This is a genomic window from Chryseobacterium sp. Leaf394, assembly GCF_001424105.1.
Classification (GTDB): domain Bacteria; phylum Bacteroidota; class Bacteroidia; order Flavobacteriales; family Weeksellaceae; genus Chryseobacterium.
In genome coordinates, this window is the sequence record NZ_LMQH01000012.1 from 434292 (window position 1) to 450890 (window position 16599).

The following is a 16599-nucleotide window of genomic DNA, read 5'->3' on the forward strand; positions in this document are numbered from 1 at the left end:
GGGTTTGTTCAAATAAATTTTTGTTATTAAATGTCTATCTTTAATCTGCTAATTCTTTTCAGATAAAAAAAATTATAACCAAACCGAGATGAAAAGGGAAATCAAATGTATCATAGTAGAAGATGACGAGCTGGACCGGCTGGTTCTTCAGCAACATCTGAAAAAATATCCTCATATAATTGTGTCGGGTATTTTTGCCTCGGCGGAAACTGCGGTTTCTTCTTTAAACCCAGATGTGGATCTCCTAATTTTAGATATTGATCTTCCGGAAATGAATGGTATTGAACTGCGGAAAAATTTTAAAAACATTCCTGCATGTATTTTCATCAGTTCGCATCCGGAATATGCCATTGATACTTTTGAACTGGACACATTAGACTTTATAAGCAAACCATTAAAAGCAACCCGCTTCGAATATGCGATGCAGAAACTCGGCGATTTTTTTGAAATGAAAGAAAAGTCAGAAAGTTTTGATGCTCTGATTGGCGAAAATATTGTTAAAATTAAAGACAGAAACGAAGTTTTTCAGATTAAAATAAGTGATATTCTGTACTTTGAAGCCTTAAAGGATTACACCAGAATCATTACGACAGACAAAAAACACTGTATTTTAGATTCCATCGGGAACCTTTTGCAGAAGGAGCATTTCAGTCACTTCATACGCATCCACCGAAGTTTTGCAATTCCCAAACATCATATCAGAAAAAAATCTGCTCACGAAATTGAGATCGTTCAGCAGATCAAACTTCCCATCGGCAGGGCTTTTAAGGCTAATTTAGATTTTTTTAATCCTTAAGGAGATTTCACTTCCGGTACCGCTTTCAGAATGAACTTCCAGCGAAATGCCGATGGCTTTGCTCATGTCTCTGATGAGGTGCAGGCCAAGGCCTTTTTTAATTCCGACAGCAATTCTGTCATCGAAAAGCGCCTTAAATTTTTCCTGAGACGCGCCATGACCGTTGTCTGAAATGGTTAGGCAGATGTATTCAGGTTTTTCCACAGCTTTCCAGCAGATTGTTTTTTCGCCCTGTTTTTCTTCCAGCACTTTTACGGCGTTGTTGGTGAGATTTCGGGTGATGGTTTTCAGATATTCGGGATCGGTTTTTATTTTTAATTCCTGAGGAAAGTCAAATTTGAAAGAAATATTTTCGACCCACGTGAAATTATCTTTTATGTCATCAAAAATTTCCTGCACTGGTATTTCTGATATTTCCGGCGAGAAATGATCCATTTGCCCTTTGCTCCACAAAAGCAGATCTTCCATTTGCAGAAGAAGCTTTTCTGCAGCATCCATCGTTTTGTTTTCAAGCCGGAGTTTGGTTTCGTCATCCATCAGTTCCGGTGCCTCTCTTTGGAGATGCAGAAAGTGTATGAGTCCGGAAACGGGACTTCGCAGGTCATGGTTTAAAATTCCGAAAAATTTAATTTTTGTTTTATTGGCGGTTTCCAGTTCATTATTGAGTTTCGTGAGTCTGTCTGTGTTCTTTTTGCTCTGGCGGTACAGAAAGAAAAGGAGAATTACGATAATCGTTACTGAACCGAGACCCACCAGTGACAGCAGTTTTTCTCTCTCTTTATTTTTAATGACGAGTCTGTTGTAGGCAATTTCTTTATTTTTTTGTTCTACCACTTTTCTGCTTTCAAGTTTTGCTATTTCATTTTTTCTGTCCTGTGAATAAACCGAATCTTTTATAGTGTGGTATTCGTTGATGTTTTTGGCGTAATTATCAATATCTTTTGTGATTCTATAGAGTTCAGACATTCCCAAATAATTGAACATTACCCACTGTTGGTTATTATTTTTCTGTGCAATTTCTTTACTGATTTTAAATTCCTGCATTGCCTTTTCAAGCAGTTCTTTCTTAGAAAAACCATGTTTTTTGCTGTAGACCGAAAAGTTTAGGTAAAAATCCATGTAAGAAAATCCTGTGTTGTAATGATTGGCTACAGACATGTAATGATGAGGTGAAATTCTGTCCCAGATTTCCTGTGCTTCCTTTTGCATGCAGTAGCTTTTGTCAACATCAGAAATGTCGAGAAGAGACCAGTTGGTCAGCAGCCATGCATGGCCGTATTCATTGTGATTCTGTTTAAAATACTTTTCGGCTAAAAGGAAATTTTTCTGTGCATTATCTTTCCTATTTAAATTTCTCTCCATTTCTGCCAAAACACCGTAGCAAAACCCCAGCTCATCAGAATTATCTGCTTTCTCAGCCGATCTTATGGCTCTGTTGATGTTTTCGTATGATTTTTTCTCATCAGATTCGTCCAGGTAAAGGAATGCGAGACTCCTGTAGGCACTGCTCACAATGCGGTAATTTTTGCTTTTTTCTCCAAGGTCTACAGCTTTTAAATAATTCGCTACCGCATTTTTGTGATCTGCTTTCAAATGAAAAAGTCTGCCGTACATGTAATAATTGTCTGCCAGAGAATAACTGTCTTTGTTTTTAAGGTTAAGTTTTTCAGATTCTTTATTGAATTTCAAGCCGTCATTAATCTGATTTTTTTCGGTAGCATAACTAACCAAACCCAGCAGCGCCTTGCCTTTTTTGCTTTGCCAGTTGTTTTTTTTTATCAGTTCGAGATTTTTTCTGGTGTATATAAGACAGCTGTCGGGATTATAAGTTCTGTAAACAGCGACAAGTTTTTGCTGAATTTCAAATTTTCTTTCATCTGAAATCTGCCAGGATGGAGGCTTCTGATGATTAGCCGTCTTCAGTGAGCTCTGTGCACACAGTGCAAACGGAACAAGAGTAAGTATGAACAGCCTGAATTTCATGGTAATAACTTGCTTATGACTAAGATACAAACATTTCATCTGTCATTTGTCGATTTTTTAGGTCGTTTATCTATTTTTTCTGAAAGGGCTTCATCGGTGAACTAATTTAGCTCCACCAAAACACTGATCATAATCATAAAACTAATAACCATGAAAATTTTTTACACTCTAAAACTGATTCCGCTCTTTGTACTTTCGGGCATTGGTCTTCAGGCTCAGAAAGCGGTTCTTGCAACGGGAACTAGTGCAACGGGAAGCAATGGTTCAGTTTCCTACAGCGTTGGTCAAATAGATTTTAATCAGAAAGGCAGTGGTCTTCCGATGATGGAAGGTGTGCAGCAAAGCTATGAGATTATTTCACTTTCGGTTAACAGCGCCATTGCCAATACAGAAGACATCAGGCTTTATCCAAATCCGTTTCAGGATTTTATCTATCTCGATTTTCCTGTAAAAGATTATAAGGATGCAGAATTTCAACTTTTTGATTCTTCCGGCAAACTTTTAAGAACAGAGAAGATTCAAAATTCCAAATCTGAATTTAATTTTTCATCACTTCCTTCAGCGATGTATTTATTCAACATCGTAGAAAAAGGGAAAGGCATCAAATCATTCAAAATAATCAAAAAATAATACCATGAAAAAACTTTTACTAACAGCCGGGCTTGTGCTGGGCTCCATTCTGGTGTCTGCTCAGGCTCCTGAAAAAATGAGCTATCAGGCTGTAATGAGAAATTCGGGAGGGCAACTTCTTTTAAATCAGAATATCGCTGTACGCGTAAGTGTACTTCAAGGCACGCCAACAGGAACGGTGGTATTTTCTGAAAGACTTACAGGTACTACCAATGCCAACGGATTGGTAAGCCTCGAAATTGGTTCAGGCACTGTCTTATCCGGAACTTTTGCAGGCATCAACTGGGCTTCAGGAAATTATTATCTGAAAACTGAAACAGATCCACTTGGAGGAACAACATATTCGATTGCCGGAACAAGTCAGCTTCTGAGTGTACCATATGCAATGTATGCGAAGACAGCAGGAGGAACTTCCGGTGGGGCATTAACTTTACCTTACACAGCAACTGTGAATAATGCAGGTAACTTATTTTCAATCAATAATGACGGTGACGGAGCTTCTCTGGAAGGAACCAATAATACAGCCACCTCCAGCATTGCAGCCGTAAGAGGTTTGGTTAACAATACAGCTCCGGGAGGGTTTTCTTCTGCGGTGCGGGGAATCAATAACGGTACCGGTGGTCTGGGAATCGGTGTCTGGGGTTCTCAAAACGGAAGCGGATGGGGAGTTTATGGTGTATCGCCGGCAGGTTTGGGGGTTTACGGAAATTCTTCAGGCGCAGGATATGGTGTTTATGCAAACAGCAATACAGGAACAGGTCTGCATGCCACAAGTACAAATGGTATCGCAGCAAATATTGCAATATCCAATAATGCCAACAACAATAATGTTATCAATGCCAACAGCTTAGGAAACGGAATAGTAGTCAATGTATCTACTACTGGTTCAGGTTCAGGTGTTGTAAGTAATACAGGAGCCGGTTTCGCTGTTCACGGAATTACATCTGCACAAAGTTCTGCCGGGGTCATCGCTGATAATAACGGTGCCGGGGAAGCAGTTGTAGGTAGAAACACAAGTGATATTGCCGGCGCAGTAGTGGGCAGAAACGATGGGGGTGGTTATGGTGTAAGAGGTTTTGTCTCAGGAAATACTTCAGGAACAAGCGTTGGGGTATTTGGTCAGGTAGGTCTTAACTCAGGGAAAGGACGAGCCGGACGTTTTGTAAACAGTAATACCAATAACGACAGAAATACTTTTGAAGTAGAATCTAATGGTGCAGGTAATATTCCGGATAATACATCAGGAAATGTTTCCTCTTTTCTCAATACCAATACCAACAGCGTAAGTGCCGGGGTTAGAGGAGAAGTAAAAAGCATCTTCGGAAACTTCGGTGCAGCGGGTATCTTTGGAGTATCATCTGGAACAGGAGGGGTTGGCGGACTTTTTCATGCATCAAATATCAACGGAAATGGAGCCGCTTTGGTAGCCATCACTGAAGGAAATGGAAATGCCATCCGCGCCAACGCAGGAAAAGATGGGAATGGGGTAGAAACAAACATCGACGGAAACGGGAATGCCCTGTATGCCTGGGTTCCTACATTCGCAAACGGACGGGCCGGAAAATTTAATAATTTCAACACCGCAAATACAAGCGATGTAATTACCTCAACAACCGTGGGCAACGGTATTGCCGGGAATTTTTTAGTAGACCGAACAACAGGAACTTCTGCAGCATTGAAAGGCGAGGTAAATTCCATTTTTGCCAACTTCGGAACTGCGGGCGTGTATGGATTATCATCAGGAACAGGTGGATACGCAGGTTTATTCTACGCATCAAACACAACAGGGAACGGACCGGCTTTATTGGCTTTAACTGAGGGTGCAGGAAATGGAATTACTGCCAATGCAGGCGGAAACGGTGATGGTGTGGAGGCTACAGCAGATGGAACAGGTTCTGCGATATATGGCTGGATTCCCAACTTCGGAACCGGTAGAGCAGGATATTTCAGAAACTTCAATAACGCAAACGGACAGCCGGTAGTTCATGTAACTACAACAGGAACCGGTTCAACCTTATTGGTCAACCATCAGGGGCCTTCAGGGAATATTGCTGTATTTCAGAGTGGAAGTGCGAATGTAGCCAGAATAAATAAAACAGGACAGGCATTTTTTAATGGCGGAACACAAAACAGCGGTGCCGATTTAGCGGAAGCTTTTGATGTGGAAGGAAATACTTCAGAATACGAGCCGGGAGACATTCTTGTGATTTCTACAGACACAGACAGAACAGTAGAGAAATCTTCAAAAGCATATTCTACTTTGGTTGCAGGGGTTTATGCTACAAAACCAGGCGTACTTTTAACAGAAGAAAATATAGATTCTGAGTTAATTGGTAAAGTTCCGATGGGAGTTGTAGGCGTTATTCCGACGAAAGTTTGTCTTGAAGGAGGAAAAATCAAGAGAGGCGATTTTATTGTAACCTCATCAAAATCAGGAATAGCAATGAAAGGCAATCCTAAAAAAGTGAAAATAGGGCAGGTCATCGGGAAAGCCCTTCAGGATTACGATCAAAACGGAATCGGTAAAATTAAAGTATTGGTAAACATTAAATAAACTATTATGAAATCACTATATATCATCCCATTTCTAGCTTTAAGTTTAAATATTTACGCTCAGGAAAATAAAAAGTCTACTGAAAATCTGACTCAGGAAGCTGAATCATACAAAGAATCGAAAACCTTTGAATCGAAAATGATGCAGGAAGCGAAAGAAAATCAGAGTAAGAAACCCTTGGTAGAACTGGCTTCGGAGCAGGGGCTAGCTGAAAAGCAAAAAAACATAAAAGCTGAAACGCCAAAGGATAACTCGGGAAAGTTGCTGCCCAATACGGCTAGTCTGGAAGAAGTTTTAGCGGCAATGCCGGGAAGGAAAGTGACAAAAGCGAAACAGGCTAATACTGCGAAAACCGAAACAAAAGGATTTGTATTGACGCCGGAAATGACTGTTTACGACATTAAAAAAACAATTCCAAAAAACTAAACTAAACACAAAAACTAATAACCATTTTTCTTTTCATGAATAAGTCCGCTTTTCGAGGCGGACTTGTTTTTTACCTGAATTATAATTAAATTCAATCCCAGTCTGCTGCTACAAACTTCATTTGATTACCCTGATCATCGGTCAGCGTTAAAAAATGACCTTCCACCAGATAATATTTCACTTTTTTAAATTCATTTGAAAATTCATTTTCCAGTTTCATATTTTCACAGGCCATTAAAGTGGATCCGACTCCGGAGATTTCTATTTTGTCTTTAGATTTAATCTCAGCAGTGAAAAACATTCTGTTGCAGCCCATGAATGCACCGCCCTGTATTTTTCTGTCTTTGATTTCCGATGTTAAATTGATTTCAGCCTTGCTATTTACCAGTTCTTCTTTAGTGAAATTTTTAAATGAAACCAACATCCACTGTCTTTGGATTTGTGCATTATTAATCTTTGCAGATGAACAGTTTAAGATCAATCCCAAACACAGAAACCCTATAAATATTGATATTGTCTTTTTCATTCGCTTTATCTGTCCATTTTCATACCATTTAAGCAGTAGATAGCGTAAAAATTAGTAATTTAGCCACACAAAAATTATTTAGAAAATGAAAAGAATACTTTTACTATTCACTTTTTTACTGAGTTTCGCTCAGATGAGAGCTGATGAAGGCATGTGGCTTCTGATGCTTGTCAAGAGACTTAACGGTGTTGACATGCAGAAAGAAGGTCTTCACCTCACTCCGGAAGAGATTTATTCTGTAAACAATTCAAGTCTTAAAGATGCTATCGTAAGCTTCGGAGGATTCTGTACAGGAGAAATCGTTTCAGACAGAGGTCTTATTTTTACCAATCACCACTGTGGATATGGTGCTGTCGCTGCTGCTTCAACGCCTGCCAAAGATTATCTGAAAGATGGTTTTTGGGCAATGAAAGATAAAGATGAGTTTAATGCTAAAGATCTTTACGTAAGATTTTTAGTGAGAATGGATGATGCTACGCAGAGAATCAATTCAAAATTAAACAACAGGATGTCTGCTGCTGAAAGAAAAGCAGTAATTGATGCCGAATCAAAAGCAATCCAGACAGAAAATTCAGAGAACGGAAAATATACAGTTGTAGTAAGAGATTTCTTCAACGGAAATGAGTTCTACTATTTTGTATATCAGGATTATAAAGATATCAGATTGGTGGGTGCACCACCTTCATCATTAGGTAAATTCGGTGGAGATACAGACAACTGGGAATGGCCAAGACACACTGCAGACTTCACAGTTTTCAGAGTTTATGCTGACGCAGCGGGGAATCCTGCGGAGTATTCTCCAAGCAACGTTCCTTTGAAGCCAAAGCATTCACTTCCGGTTTCTTTAAAAGGAATTAAGCCGGGTGATTTCTCAATGATCTTAGGCTACCCAGGAAGAACCAACCGTTACCTTACTTCTTACGGTATCGATCAGATGGTGAACAAAGACTATCCGGCTTGGGTAGAAGCTTCAAAACTGGCGATGGACGTTATGAAGAAGTATATGGACAAGGACAAAACCACACAGTTGGCATACGCTTCACAATATGCTTCAGTAGCCAACTACTGGAAAAACAGACAGGGAACAATTGATGCCGTAATCAAAAACGGAACAATTACTGACAAACAGAATGTAGAAAATACATTCAGAACATGGGCAATACAACCTGCAAATCTTGAGAATGAAATGGTTTTAGACGAAATTAAAACCTATTACAAGCAGACTTCAGACAGAAATGTTGAAAGAAACTATGCTTCTCTTTTAACAAGAAATTCAAAATATTTCTCAGTAGCACTTCAGCTTTCAAGCTTATTCAACAGTTATGCATCTCAGGATCTCGCTGGCAGAGTAGCTATGAAACCTAAAGTAGAAGATGCAATCAAGCAGACTTACGAAAGCATCAACACACAGCTTGAAGGTGAAATGATGAATTCTATGGTAAACCTTTACCAGACAAAAGTGAAAGCAGATGTTGCATCGCCGACATTGATGGCTCTTGATGCTAAGAATCTTTCTAATATTGCATTTTCTTCAATTTTTGCCAATAAAACTTCAGCTACCAATTTCCTTCAGAATCCTGACCGAGTGAAGCTGGATGCAGATCCTTTATTGAAAATTGCAAAAGGAATTATGGCAGATCAAAAAGCTTCAGCTGAAAGATTTGTAAAAATTGATGATAATTTTGCAAAAAACAACAGACTGTTTTTAGCTGGATTAATGAAAGCTATGCCTGAGAAAAAATTCTATCCGGATGCAAACTCTACAATGAGACTTACTTACGGACAGATTACAACATTGCCTGTAAGAGACGACAGAAACTATTTCGGAGTTACAGATAACTATTATACTACAATGGAAGGTTTAGTAGGGAAGTACAAGCCGAAGGATGAAGAATTTGATCTTCCTCAGAGAGTTTTGGCACTTCAGGGAGCTAAAGATTACGGAATGTATGCTGACAAAGCAGGATATTTACCGGTAAACTTCCTTTCAGATAACGATATTACAGGTGGAAACTCAGGTTCTCCGGTTATCGACGGTGACGGTAACCTTATCGGTATTGCATTCGACGGAAACAGCGAAGCTTTAAGCGGTGATATCGTTTTCGAAAAAGAATGGCAGAAAACCATCAGCGTAGACGTTCGTTTTGTACTTTGGACAATCGACAAGTATGCCGGTGCAAGAAGAATCGTAGATGAGCTGAAACTGGTGAAGGACGAAAACACTCCTGCAGACACAGGAAAATCTAAAGTTCCTACTGCAGCTCCTGCAAAAAAGAAGAAGTAATCAAAATTATTTCATAAAAAAACCGGTATGTTTTTCATACCGGTTTTTTTTGTTTAATCTTTAGATCCCAATCCATCCATTGTATCTCCCATACCCTGTTCTGGTGTAGTGGTGTAATTTCTTTCTGAACCAAGGAAGTATAAATTGTGTTTTGCCTTAGCAATAATTCCTCTTTCTACATCCTGAGGGATGTCGTCCGGAACCTCCTTTCTGATGGTTTCACCTTCCCGCTGTTTTATGATTTCGATAGCACCTTTTCCGTCGAGAATCGATTTTGCTCTCTGTGCTTCATCGTAGCTGCTGGTGTACAGAACGATGGTGGTGTTTCCTCTGCTTTTTTTGCTGTAGGCATCAAGCATTTCGGTGTCGTTGGCAAACATGTGATCCCAAAAATGTCTTGTGTTTTCATCATCTTCAAGATCATTTGCAGAATCAACATCTACTTTAGATTTTGAAACGATAATATTTTCATCTGAAAATCCTTCGCTCCTTAATTGTGATTTTACTTCCTCGGTGTCAGTTGCCGGCGGAAATACTGAAATTACTGTATAAGCCATAATATTTTGTTTTTGGTTATGGCTTTAAATGCAAATGGTGTGCAATTTACAGTCTAACGAAATGTTAAAATAACTTCAATATTGATTTTATGATTTGCTGTTTAAAATTGTCACAATATAATAGACTGTTTAAATTTCATCAAAATTAATTTTCCCCGACCCTAAAGGGAGTTAATTTTGATGAAATTTTCAATGCATTTTTCCACCCTTTAGGGTTGGGGAAAAGAAAAATTCATTGAAAATTTGTTTTTAATCATTTTTAAACAGGCTCTAAATAATGTTATTTTCAAATAAATATATCAGAGAATTATTTTTATCTACAAAGCACTTTCTCAAGTTTAAAATTTTAGATTTTGGGCAAATTGAAGTGTTAGCTGAAATATTGTCTGTCAGAATTGAATCTTAGATTTAAAGCTTTCCACCTCTTTTAAACTCCAGTTTTCAAATAAATAATCGATTGTCTTTCTGAAATTTCTTTTCGCTAAATCCGACCATACGACCTAAGTCATTTTTTCCGGATTTTATGTATTCTGAGATCTCATCCATTACAGATTCATGAGAATGCAGACGTCCATTTTTGATGTCTTCAAGTCCTTGTTCAATACTGTTTTTTTCTTCTTCTGATAAATTTTCAGCCCAGTCTTTTTCTTTTTTAAAGAGTAAGTAATCTACAAAGTCCGACAATTCATCAGAAAGATAGTCTGGGATAAGTTTTATTTTATCTGAAATATTTTTTGTGAGTAAGTGCTTTCATTTTATTTAAAATTAAATTTATAAAAATATAAATAATCGTTTTGGACTTAATCTAAAAACCGATTCAAAATATCCACCGCACATTTAGGTAAATTCGTTCCCGGACCGAAAATAAAATCAGCACCATTCGCATACAGATACTCATAATCCTGTTGTGGAATTACGCCACCTACGACAATTGTAATATCTTCTGCACCGAGTTTTTTCAGTTCTTCAACAACCTGCGGAACCAAAGTTTTGTGACCTGCCGCCAGAGACGACACACCCAAAATATGAATGTCATTTTCCACCGCCTGTTTCGCTACTTCTTCAGGAGTTTGGAATAATGGCGCAACATCCACGTCAAATCCCATGTCGGCAAAAGCCGTTGCAACTACTTTTGCACCGCGGTCATGACCGTCCTGACCCATTTTTGCCACCATAATTCTCGGGCGGCGGCCTTCCTCTTCTTCAAATTTTTGGGTAAGCTCAAGGGCTTTTCCAAAGTATTCGTTTTTACCTGCATTCATAGCGTAAACTCCCTGTATTGTTCTGATGTTGGCTTTGTAACGTCCGAAACTTTCTTCCATAGCATCGCTCATTTCGCCCAAAGTGACTCTTCTGCGGGCTGCCTCGATGCAAAGTTCTAAAAGATTTCCGTTCCCAGTTTTAGCACAATTTCTAATATCATTTAAAATTTGGCTGACTGCCTCGGTCTTTCTGGTTGATTTGATAGACTCAAGTCTTTCGATTTGTTTTCTGCGGACTTCCGTGTTATCAATATCTAAAATGTCAATCGGCGTTTGTTTTAAACTCGATCTGAATGAATTGACACCAATGATAAATTCTTCGCCGCTGTCGATTTTTGCCTGCTTTTTTGCGGCAGCTTCCTCAATTCTCATTTTTGGAATTCCTGCTTCGATGGCTTTGGTCATTCCGCCTTCTTTTTCTACCTCATCAATGAATTTCATCGCTTCTTCGATCATCTGCTGAGTTAAGGCTTCTACAAGATTACTTCCACCCATCGGATCTACGACATCGCAGATTCCGCTTTCCTGTTGAAGAATAATCTGTGTATTTCTCGCAATTTTCGCAGAATAATCCGTCGGGAGTGCGATGGCTTCATCCAAAGCGTTAGTATGCAAAGACTGAGTTCCTCCCAAAGCTGAAGATAAAGCTTCGATGGCAGTTCTTGTGATATTGTTAAATGGTTCCTGTTCCGTCAAAGACCAGCCGGAAGTCTGAGAATGGGTTCTTAAAGCTAAAGATTTTGGATTTTGTGGATTAAACTGCTTCAACAAAGTTGCCCAAATATATCTTGCAGCACGCATTTTAGCAATTTCCATGAAGTGATTCATTCCGATTGCCCAGAAAAAAGACAGTCTTGGAGCGAAGTCATCGACATTCATTCCTGCTTTTATTCCAGTTCTTACATATTCCAGACCGTCGGCTAAAGTGTAGGCCATTTCCAAAACCGGCGTGGCTCCGGCTTCCTGCATGTGATAGCCTGAGATGGAAATTGAATTGAATTTCGGGATATTTTTAGAGGTGTATTCAAAAATATCAGCAATGATTTTCATGGAAGGTGTCGGCGGATAAATGTAAGTATTCCTCACCATAAATTCCTTTAAAATATCATTCTGAATCGTCCCTGAAAGCTTATCCTGAGAAACGCCCTGCTCTTCTGCTGCGACAATATAAAAAGAAAGAATCGGCAAAACGGCACCGTTCATCGTCATCGAAACTGAGATTTCATCCAGAGGAATCTCATTAAATAAAATCTTCATGTCCTCAACAGAATCAATCGCAACACCGGCTTTACCAACGTCACCGACTACTCTTGCGTGGTCAGAATCATATCCTCTGTGGGTTGCCAAATCAAAAGCTACAGAAAGTCCTTTTTGTCCGGCTGCCAGATTTCTTCTGTAAAAAGCATTGGATTCTTCAGCAGTTGAAAAACCTGCGTACTGACGCACCGTCCACGGTTTCTGAACATACATTGTGGAGTAAGGTCCCCGTAAAAAAGGAGCAATTCCCGGTGAAGAATCGCTGATAGACTGATCTTTAATATCCTCAGTAGTGTATTTTGATTTCAATTCAAGACCGTCTTTCTCGAACTGATAGACTTCCAAATGTTTTCCTGATATGGTAAATTGGGGATTTTTATTCTGAATTTCCCTTCTCATGCTTTCTGATTTAAGATTTTAAAAGTAAGCATTTTTGATGGAATGTTTTGGTGCTGATTTTCAATACATATAAGAAGTTATCATGATGAACTGATTGATTAAAATATTTATATTTGCTCTAACTAACTTTATGATGAAAAAAATACTTTTAACTTTTAGTTTTTCTCTCGTTCAGATTCTTGCTTACGGACAGAAAACGATTGATTTTGAATTCAGTTATCCTGAAAATTCTAATTTCGTAATTGAGCAAAGCACAAACACTTCTGGTACAATGAAAATTACCGGTTCGCCTCAAGAAATTGCTTCATTGAAAAAGGCTGGTTATAATCAAATTAGAAAACTGAAATATGTAGTAGATTACTCGTCGGTCTACAAGACAGGGAAAAAACTTACAGATTCTTTTCCTTTTGAATTTTATTATAGCAATGTTAGCTATGATATTGACAGTGATGGGAAAAAACAAAAAAGGGAAGGCGGCTTTCCAAATGCTATTATTAAGGGAAATTACATTGATGGAAAACCTGTAGTTGTTCAAAATTCTGATGTTCAGGCTGCAAATGATCTTCCAAAATATTTCTTATACAACTTTCCTAAGATAACGAATATGAAAGTTGGAGATTCTTTTACCACTGATCGATCAATGGAAAGTAAAAATGGAGGAGCTTCTGTTTCGGGAATTTTAAAATATACTTTAACGAAAATTGAAGATAATTCTGCGTTATTTTCAATTGCCATTACTCAAAATAGTAATAAATCTTCAGAAATAAATCTTAAAGGAAGCGGAACTGGCGAAATGGTTTACAACCTTAAAGATAAATATATAGAATTGGAAAAGATGACAATTAACATGACCAGTAGTGTTGCTGGTACAGTAAAAATGAACGTTGACAATACTATTATTTCAACTTATAAATTAATCTTAAAATAGTTTAAAAAAAGAGCATCAAATTTGACGCTCTTTTTTTTGATAACAAAATTTATTTTTTCAATTTTTTCACACCCATTTCATACAGCGCAAAAGAAAGTAAATCTGCATTTTCACTGATGACCTGGTCGGTTGCTCTTCCTGCACCGTGACCTGCATTCTTTTCAATTCTTATTAAAATTGGGTTGGCACATTTCTGTTTTTCCTGCAATTCTGCCCCGAATTTAAACGAGTGCGCCGGAACCACTCTGTCATCGTGATCACTCGTGATAATCATCGTTGATGGATAACAGATGCCTGCTTTTACATTGTGAACCGGAGAGTAGGATTTTAAATAATTAAACATCTCCTTGTTGTCTTCAGCAGTTCCGTAATCGTAAGACCAGCCTGCACCGGCAGTAAATTTGTTGTATCTCAACATATCTAAAACACCAACTCCCGGGAAAGCAACTCTTGCTAAATCAGGACGCATCGTCATCGTTGCCCCAACCAAAAGTCCACCATTTGATCTTCCTGAAAGTGCCATGTAATCTTTTGAAGTATAGCCTTTATCCTGAAGATATTCTCCAGCTGCTATGAAATCTTCGAATACATTTTTCTTATCCATTTTCGTTCCTGCATCGTGCCATTTTTTTCCGTATTCTCCACCACCACGGATGTTTGGAACGGCATAAATTCCGCCATTTTCCATCCAGATCGCATTGACAACGGAGAAGGAAGGCTGTAAGCTGATGTTGAAACCACCGTAAGAATACAGCATTGTCGGATTTTTACCATCCATCTTAATTCCTTTCTTATAGCTGATCATCATCGGAACTTTTGTGCCGTCTTTTGATGTGTAAAAAACCTGTTCAGAAACGTAATCTTCAGGATTGAATTTTACTTTTGGCTTCTGATACACCTCAGATTTTCCGGTATCTGCATTAAATTTATAAGTCGTTCCCGGTGTAATATAATTGCTGAAAGAATAGTACATTTCCTTCTCCTTTTTCTTACCACCGAATCCACCAACATTCCCTTTTCCAGGCAAAGCAATTTCCCGGATAAGTTTTCCAGTTTTGTCGAACTGTTTAACTTTGTCAATCGCATCAACCATGTACGTTGCAAAGAAATATCCTCCGCCTGAAGAAATTCCCAACACATTTTCTGTTTCAGGGATCACGTCTTTCCAGGTTGCCGGAGCTGGATTTTGGATGGTAGTTTTCACCAAACGCATATTGGGTGCATCTTTATCGGTAAAAATGTAGAGATTATCGCCGTCTGTATCCACAATATTGGCATTGATATCAAAACCGCTGTTGATCTGTAAGAAATCGCCACTCTTTTTTAAATCTTTAATATAAACTTCATTTCCATTGGTTGCATTGGCTGCAGAAATAATCAAATATCTTTCGTCTTCAGACAGGTACGCTCCTAAATATCTTCTCGGTGTTTTTTCTCCTCCGAAAATCAATTGGTCAGCAGATTGTTTTGTACCTAATTTATGATAGTAAACCTTATGTTTATCTGTCATGCCTGAAAGCACTGTTCCTTCTTTCGGTTTATCATAACTTGAGTAATAAAAGCCTTCATCGCCCTGCCACGCAACGCCGCTGAACTTGACGTCAACAATGGTTTCATCGATTTGCTTTTTGGTAATTGCGTCGATGATGATGATCTTGTTCCAGTCGCTTCCACCTTCTGAAATGGCATAAGCTGCCAGATTTCCTTTTTTATTAAAAGACAGACTTGAAAGTGATGTTGTTCCTTTTTCAGAAAATTTATTTGGGTCTAAAAATACTTCTGTTGTTTTGGTTTTGTTATCTGTTCTGTACAAAACAGATTGTGCCTGCAGTCCGTTATTTTTATAGTAATACGTACAATCTCCTTCTTTGAAAGGTGCACCGATCTTTTCGTAATTCCAGATGTCTGTCAGTTGTTTTGCGATTTCCTGTCTGAACGGAATTTTAGATAAATAATTCTGGCTGAAAGCCACCTCTTCATCCACCCATTTTTTGGTGGGTTGGGAGTCGTTTTCCAAATCTCTGTACGGATCTGCAACGGCAGTTCCAAAGTAAGTGTCGGTTTGATTTCCTTTTATAGCTTTAGGATAATTCATTTTCTGAGAATAAATTGTTGCTGAAAACAATACTCCAGCAGTTAGCAAAATGGGTTTAAAATTCATGATGAAGGATTTTCTCAAAAATAAGGAATGTTGTGGGAATAAAAAAAGCTTTGATAGAGGCTTTTTTGTTATGCAATATCTTCGTTTTAAGAATTTGTATTACAGGATTAAGGATTTAATCTTTTTAATTTTGGATTTACTTTGTAACTGTCAATAGCATCCAAATAGACTTTGTAAAATTTTTCACTATTATTCAAAATCTTAATGCCTTCAGAAAAAAAACGTATGATTTCGGACTTATTAGTATTATTTTCAGACAAACAATCTTTGCCATTTTCATCAAAAACCAGAACAGAAGCATATATTTCTTCCCAACTCTCATCACCATTGGCATAAATAGTAAATAGCTCATTTTTGTTCTCAAAAAGTTTTACCTTGCTCCATACTAAAATGGGATGCCTTTCATTATTTGGTCTTAATTCTTTAGTCCATTTTCCAAATTTGTCATACATAACTTTTTGTGTATACATTGCTGAAAATACAGCATTAAATTTAAGTAAATTCAGACTTATTGTATCATTATTCTGGACAACGGGTGTCGGTACAATATCAAAATTCAGGTATCCTTTTTTGTAAATATAAGGAGTGTCAGGATTTAATGTCTTTTGGGGAGATCCAATTCCTTTTATCTTCTTTGTTTTCTGAGCTTTGCAAAATGCTGATAAAAATATTAAAATTGAAAATACAATAACTTTTCTAATCATAAATTTGAGTTTCTCAAAAATAAGGAAAGTTCCGGGAACAAAAAAAGTCTCCTAATAAATTAGAAGACTTTTGTGGGCCCTGAGGGATTCGAACCCCCGACCCTCTGGGTGTAAACCAGATGCTCTGAACCA

13 protein-coding genes are annotated in these 16599 nt (G+C 38.1%); 6 read left to right on the top strand and 7 right to left on the bottom strand.

Features of this window, described 5'->3' with window-relative positions; translation table 11 throughout:
• Positions 1-88: 88 nt before the first annotated feature.
• The gene (locus tag ASG21_RS17545) at positions 89-796 is read left to right on the top strand and encodes a LytTR family DNA-binding domain-containing protein (protein WP_056083651.1); all 708 of its coding nucleotides are present in this window, start codon (positions 89-91) and stop codon (positions 794-796) included.
• Here the strand turns inward: ASG21_RS17545 and ASG21_RS17550 are convergent.
• Positions 776-2779: a HAMP domain-containing sensor histidine kinase gene (locus ASG21_RS17550; RefSeq protein ID WP_056083654.1), complete on the bottom strand. Its 2004-nt coding sequence runs from the start codon at positions 2777-2779 to the stop codon at positions 776-778. The genes ASG21_RS17545 and ASG21_RS17550 overlap by 21 nt on opposite strands.
• A 150-nt stretch (positions 2780-2929) precedes the next feature.
• Here ASG21_RS17550 and ASG21_RS17555 point away from each other — a divergent pair, with 150 nt between their 5' ends.
• Genes ASG21_RS17555 through ASG21_RS17565 form a run of 3 tightly spaced genes read left to right on the top strand, consistent with a single transcriptional unit; the run spans position 2930 to position 6389 of the window.
• Positions 2930-3409: a T9SS type A sorting domain-containing protein gene (locus ASG21_RS17555; protein WP_128414349.1), complete on the top strand. Its 480-nt coding sequence runs from the start codon at positions 2930-2932 to the stop codon at positions 3407-3409.
• 4 nt (positions 3410-3413) lie between these two features.
• A complete protein-coding gene (locus ASG21_RS17560) occupies positions 3414-5963 on the top strand; it encodes a hypothetical protein (RefSeq protein WP_056083661.1) in 2550 nt (849 codons plus the stop codon).
• A 6-nt stretch (positions 5964-5969) separates the two neighbouring features.
• The gene (locus ASG21_RS17565; RefSeq protein ID WP_056083664.1) at positions 5970-6389 is read left to right on the top strand and encodes a hypothetical protein; all 420 of its coding nucleotides are present in this window, start codon (positions 5970-5972) and stop codon (positions 6387-6389) included.
• A 91-nt stretch (positions 6390-6480) separates the two neighbouring features.
• Here ASG21_RS17565 and ASG21_RS17570 read toward each other — a convergent pair whose 3' ends face one another.
• Complete coding sequence (locus ASG21_RS17570; protein WP_056083666.1) at positions 6481-6915, bottom strand: META domain-containing protein; 435 nt, start codon at positions 6913-6915, stop codon at positions 6481-6483.
• 85 nt (positions 6916-7000) lie between these two features.
• Here ASG21_RS17570 and ASG21_RS17575 point away from each other — a divergent pair, with 85 nt between their 5' ends.
• A complete protein-coding gene (locus ASG21_RS17575) occupies positions 7001-9199 on the top strand; it encodes a S46 family peptidase (RefSeq protein WP_056083669.1) in 2199 nt (732 codons plus the stop codon).
• Between the two features lie 53 nt (positions 9200-9252).
• Here the strand turns inward: ASG21_RS17575 and ASG21_RS17580 are convergent, their stop codons facing one another.
• The 3 genes from ASG21_RS17580 to scpA all read right to left on the bottom strand — a co-directional run bounded on the left by ASG21_RS17580 (position 9253) and on the right by scpA (position 12674).
• The gene (locus ASG21_RS17580) at positions 9253-9756 is read right to left on the bottom strand and encodes a hypothetical protein (RefSeq protein ID WP_056083671.1); all 504 of its coding nucleotides are present in this window, start codon (positions 9754-9756) and stop codon (positions 9253-9255) included.
• Between the two features lie 441 nt (positions 9757-10197).
• Positions 10198-10440 carry a hypothetical protein gene (locus tag ASG21_RS17585; RefSeq protein ID WP_056083674.1) on the bottom strand — a complete coding sequence of 81 codons (243 nt, stop codon included), beginning with the start codon at positions 10438-10440 and terminating at the stop codon, positions 10198-10200.
• Between the two features lie 116 nt (positions 10441-10556).
• A complete protein-coding gene (gene scpA, locus ASG21_RS17590; protein ID WP_056083677.1) occupies positions 10557-12674 on the bottom strand; it encodes a methylmalonyl-CoA mutase in 2118 nt (705 codons plus the stop codon).
• Positions 12675-12768: 94 nt separating this feature from the next.
• On the opposite strand from scpA, the gene ASG21_RS17595 reads away from it, so the two are divergent.
• Positions 12769-13602, top strand: a complete 834-nt coding sequence (locus ASG21_RS17595; protein WP_128414350.1) for a hypothetical protein — start codon at positions 12769-12771, stop codon at positions 13600-13602.
• Between the two features lie 49 nt (positions 13603-13651).
• Here the strand turns inward: ASG21_RS17595 and ASG21_RS17600 are convergent, their stop codons facing one another.
• Together ASG21_RS17600 and ASG21_RS17605 are read right to left on the bottom strand one after the other, a co-directional pair.
• The gene (locus ASG21_RS17600; protein ID WP_056083683.1) at positions 13652-15763 is read right to left on the bottom strand and encodes a prolyl oligopeptidase family serine peptidase; all 2112 of its coding nucleotides are present in this window, start codon (positions 15761-15763) and stop codon (positions 13652-13654) included.
• A 107-nt stretch (positions 15764-15870) separates the two neighbouring features.
• A complete protein-coding gene (locus ASG21_RS17605; protein ID WP_056083686.1) occupies positions 15871-16467 on the bottom strand; it encodes a hypothetical protein in 597 nt (198 codons plus the stop codon).
• Positions 16468-16599: the final 132 nt, after the last annotated feature.

Coding starts and splice junctions, on each gene's coding strand:
- ASG21_RS17545 (WP_056083651.1), top strand. CDS start 89: ATGAAAAGGGAAATCAAATGTATCATAGTAGAAGATGACGAGCTGGAC.
- ASG21_RS17550 (WP_056083654.1), bottom strand. CDS start 2,779: ATGAAATTCAGGCTGTTCATACTTACTCTTGTTCCGTTTGCACTGTGT.
- ASG21_RS17555 (WP_128414349.1), top strand. CDS start 2,930: ATGAAAATTTTTTACACTCTAAAACTGATTCCGCTCTTTGTACTTTCG.
- ASG21_RS17560 (WP_056083661.1), top strand. CDS start 3,414: ATGAAAAAACTTTTACTAACAGCCGGGCTTGTGCTGGGCTCCATTCTG.
- ASG21_RS17565 (WP_056083664.1), top strand. CDS start 5,970: ATGAAATCACTATATATCATCCCATTTCTAGCTTTAAGTTTAAATATT.
- ASG21_RS17570 (WP_056083666.1), bottom strand. CDS start 6,915: ATGAAAAAGACAATATCAATATTTATAGGGTTTCTGTGTTTGGGATTG.
- ASG21_RS17575 (WP_056083669.1), top strand. CDS start 7,001: ATGAAAAGAATACTTTTACTATTCACTTTTTTACTGAGTTTCGCTCAG.
- ASG21_RS17580 (WP_056083671.1), bottom strand. CDS start 9,756: ATGGCTTATACAGTAATTTCAGTATTTCCGCCGGCAACTGACACCGAG.
- scpA (WP_056083677.1), bottom strand. CDS start 12,674: ATGAGAAGGGAAATTCAGAATAAAAATCCCCAATTTACCATATCAGGA.
- ASG21_RS17600 (WP_056083683.1), bottom strand. CDS start 15,763: ATGAATTTTAAACCCATTTTGCTAACTGCTGGAGTATTGTTTTCAGCA.
- ASG21_RS17605 (WP_056083686.1), bottom strand. CDS start 16,467: ATGATTAGAAAAGTTATTGTATTTTCAATTTTAATATTTTTATCAGCA.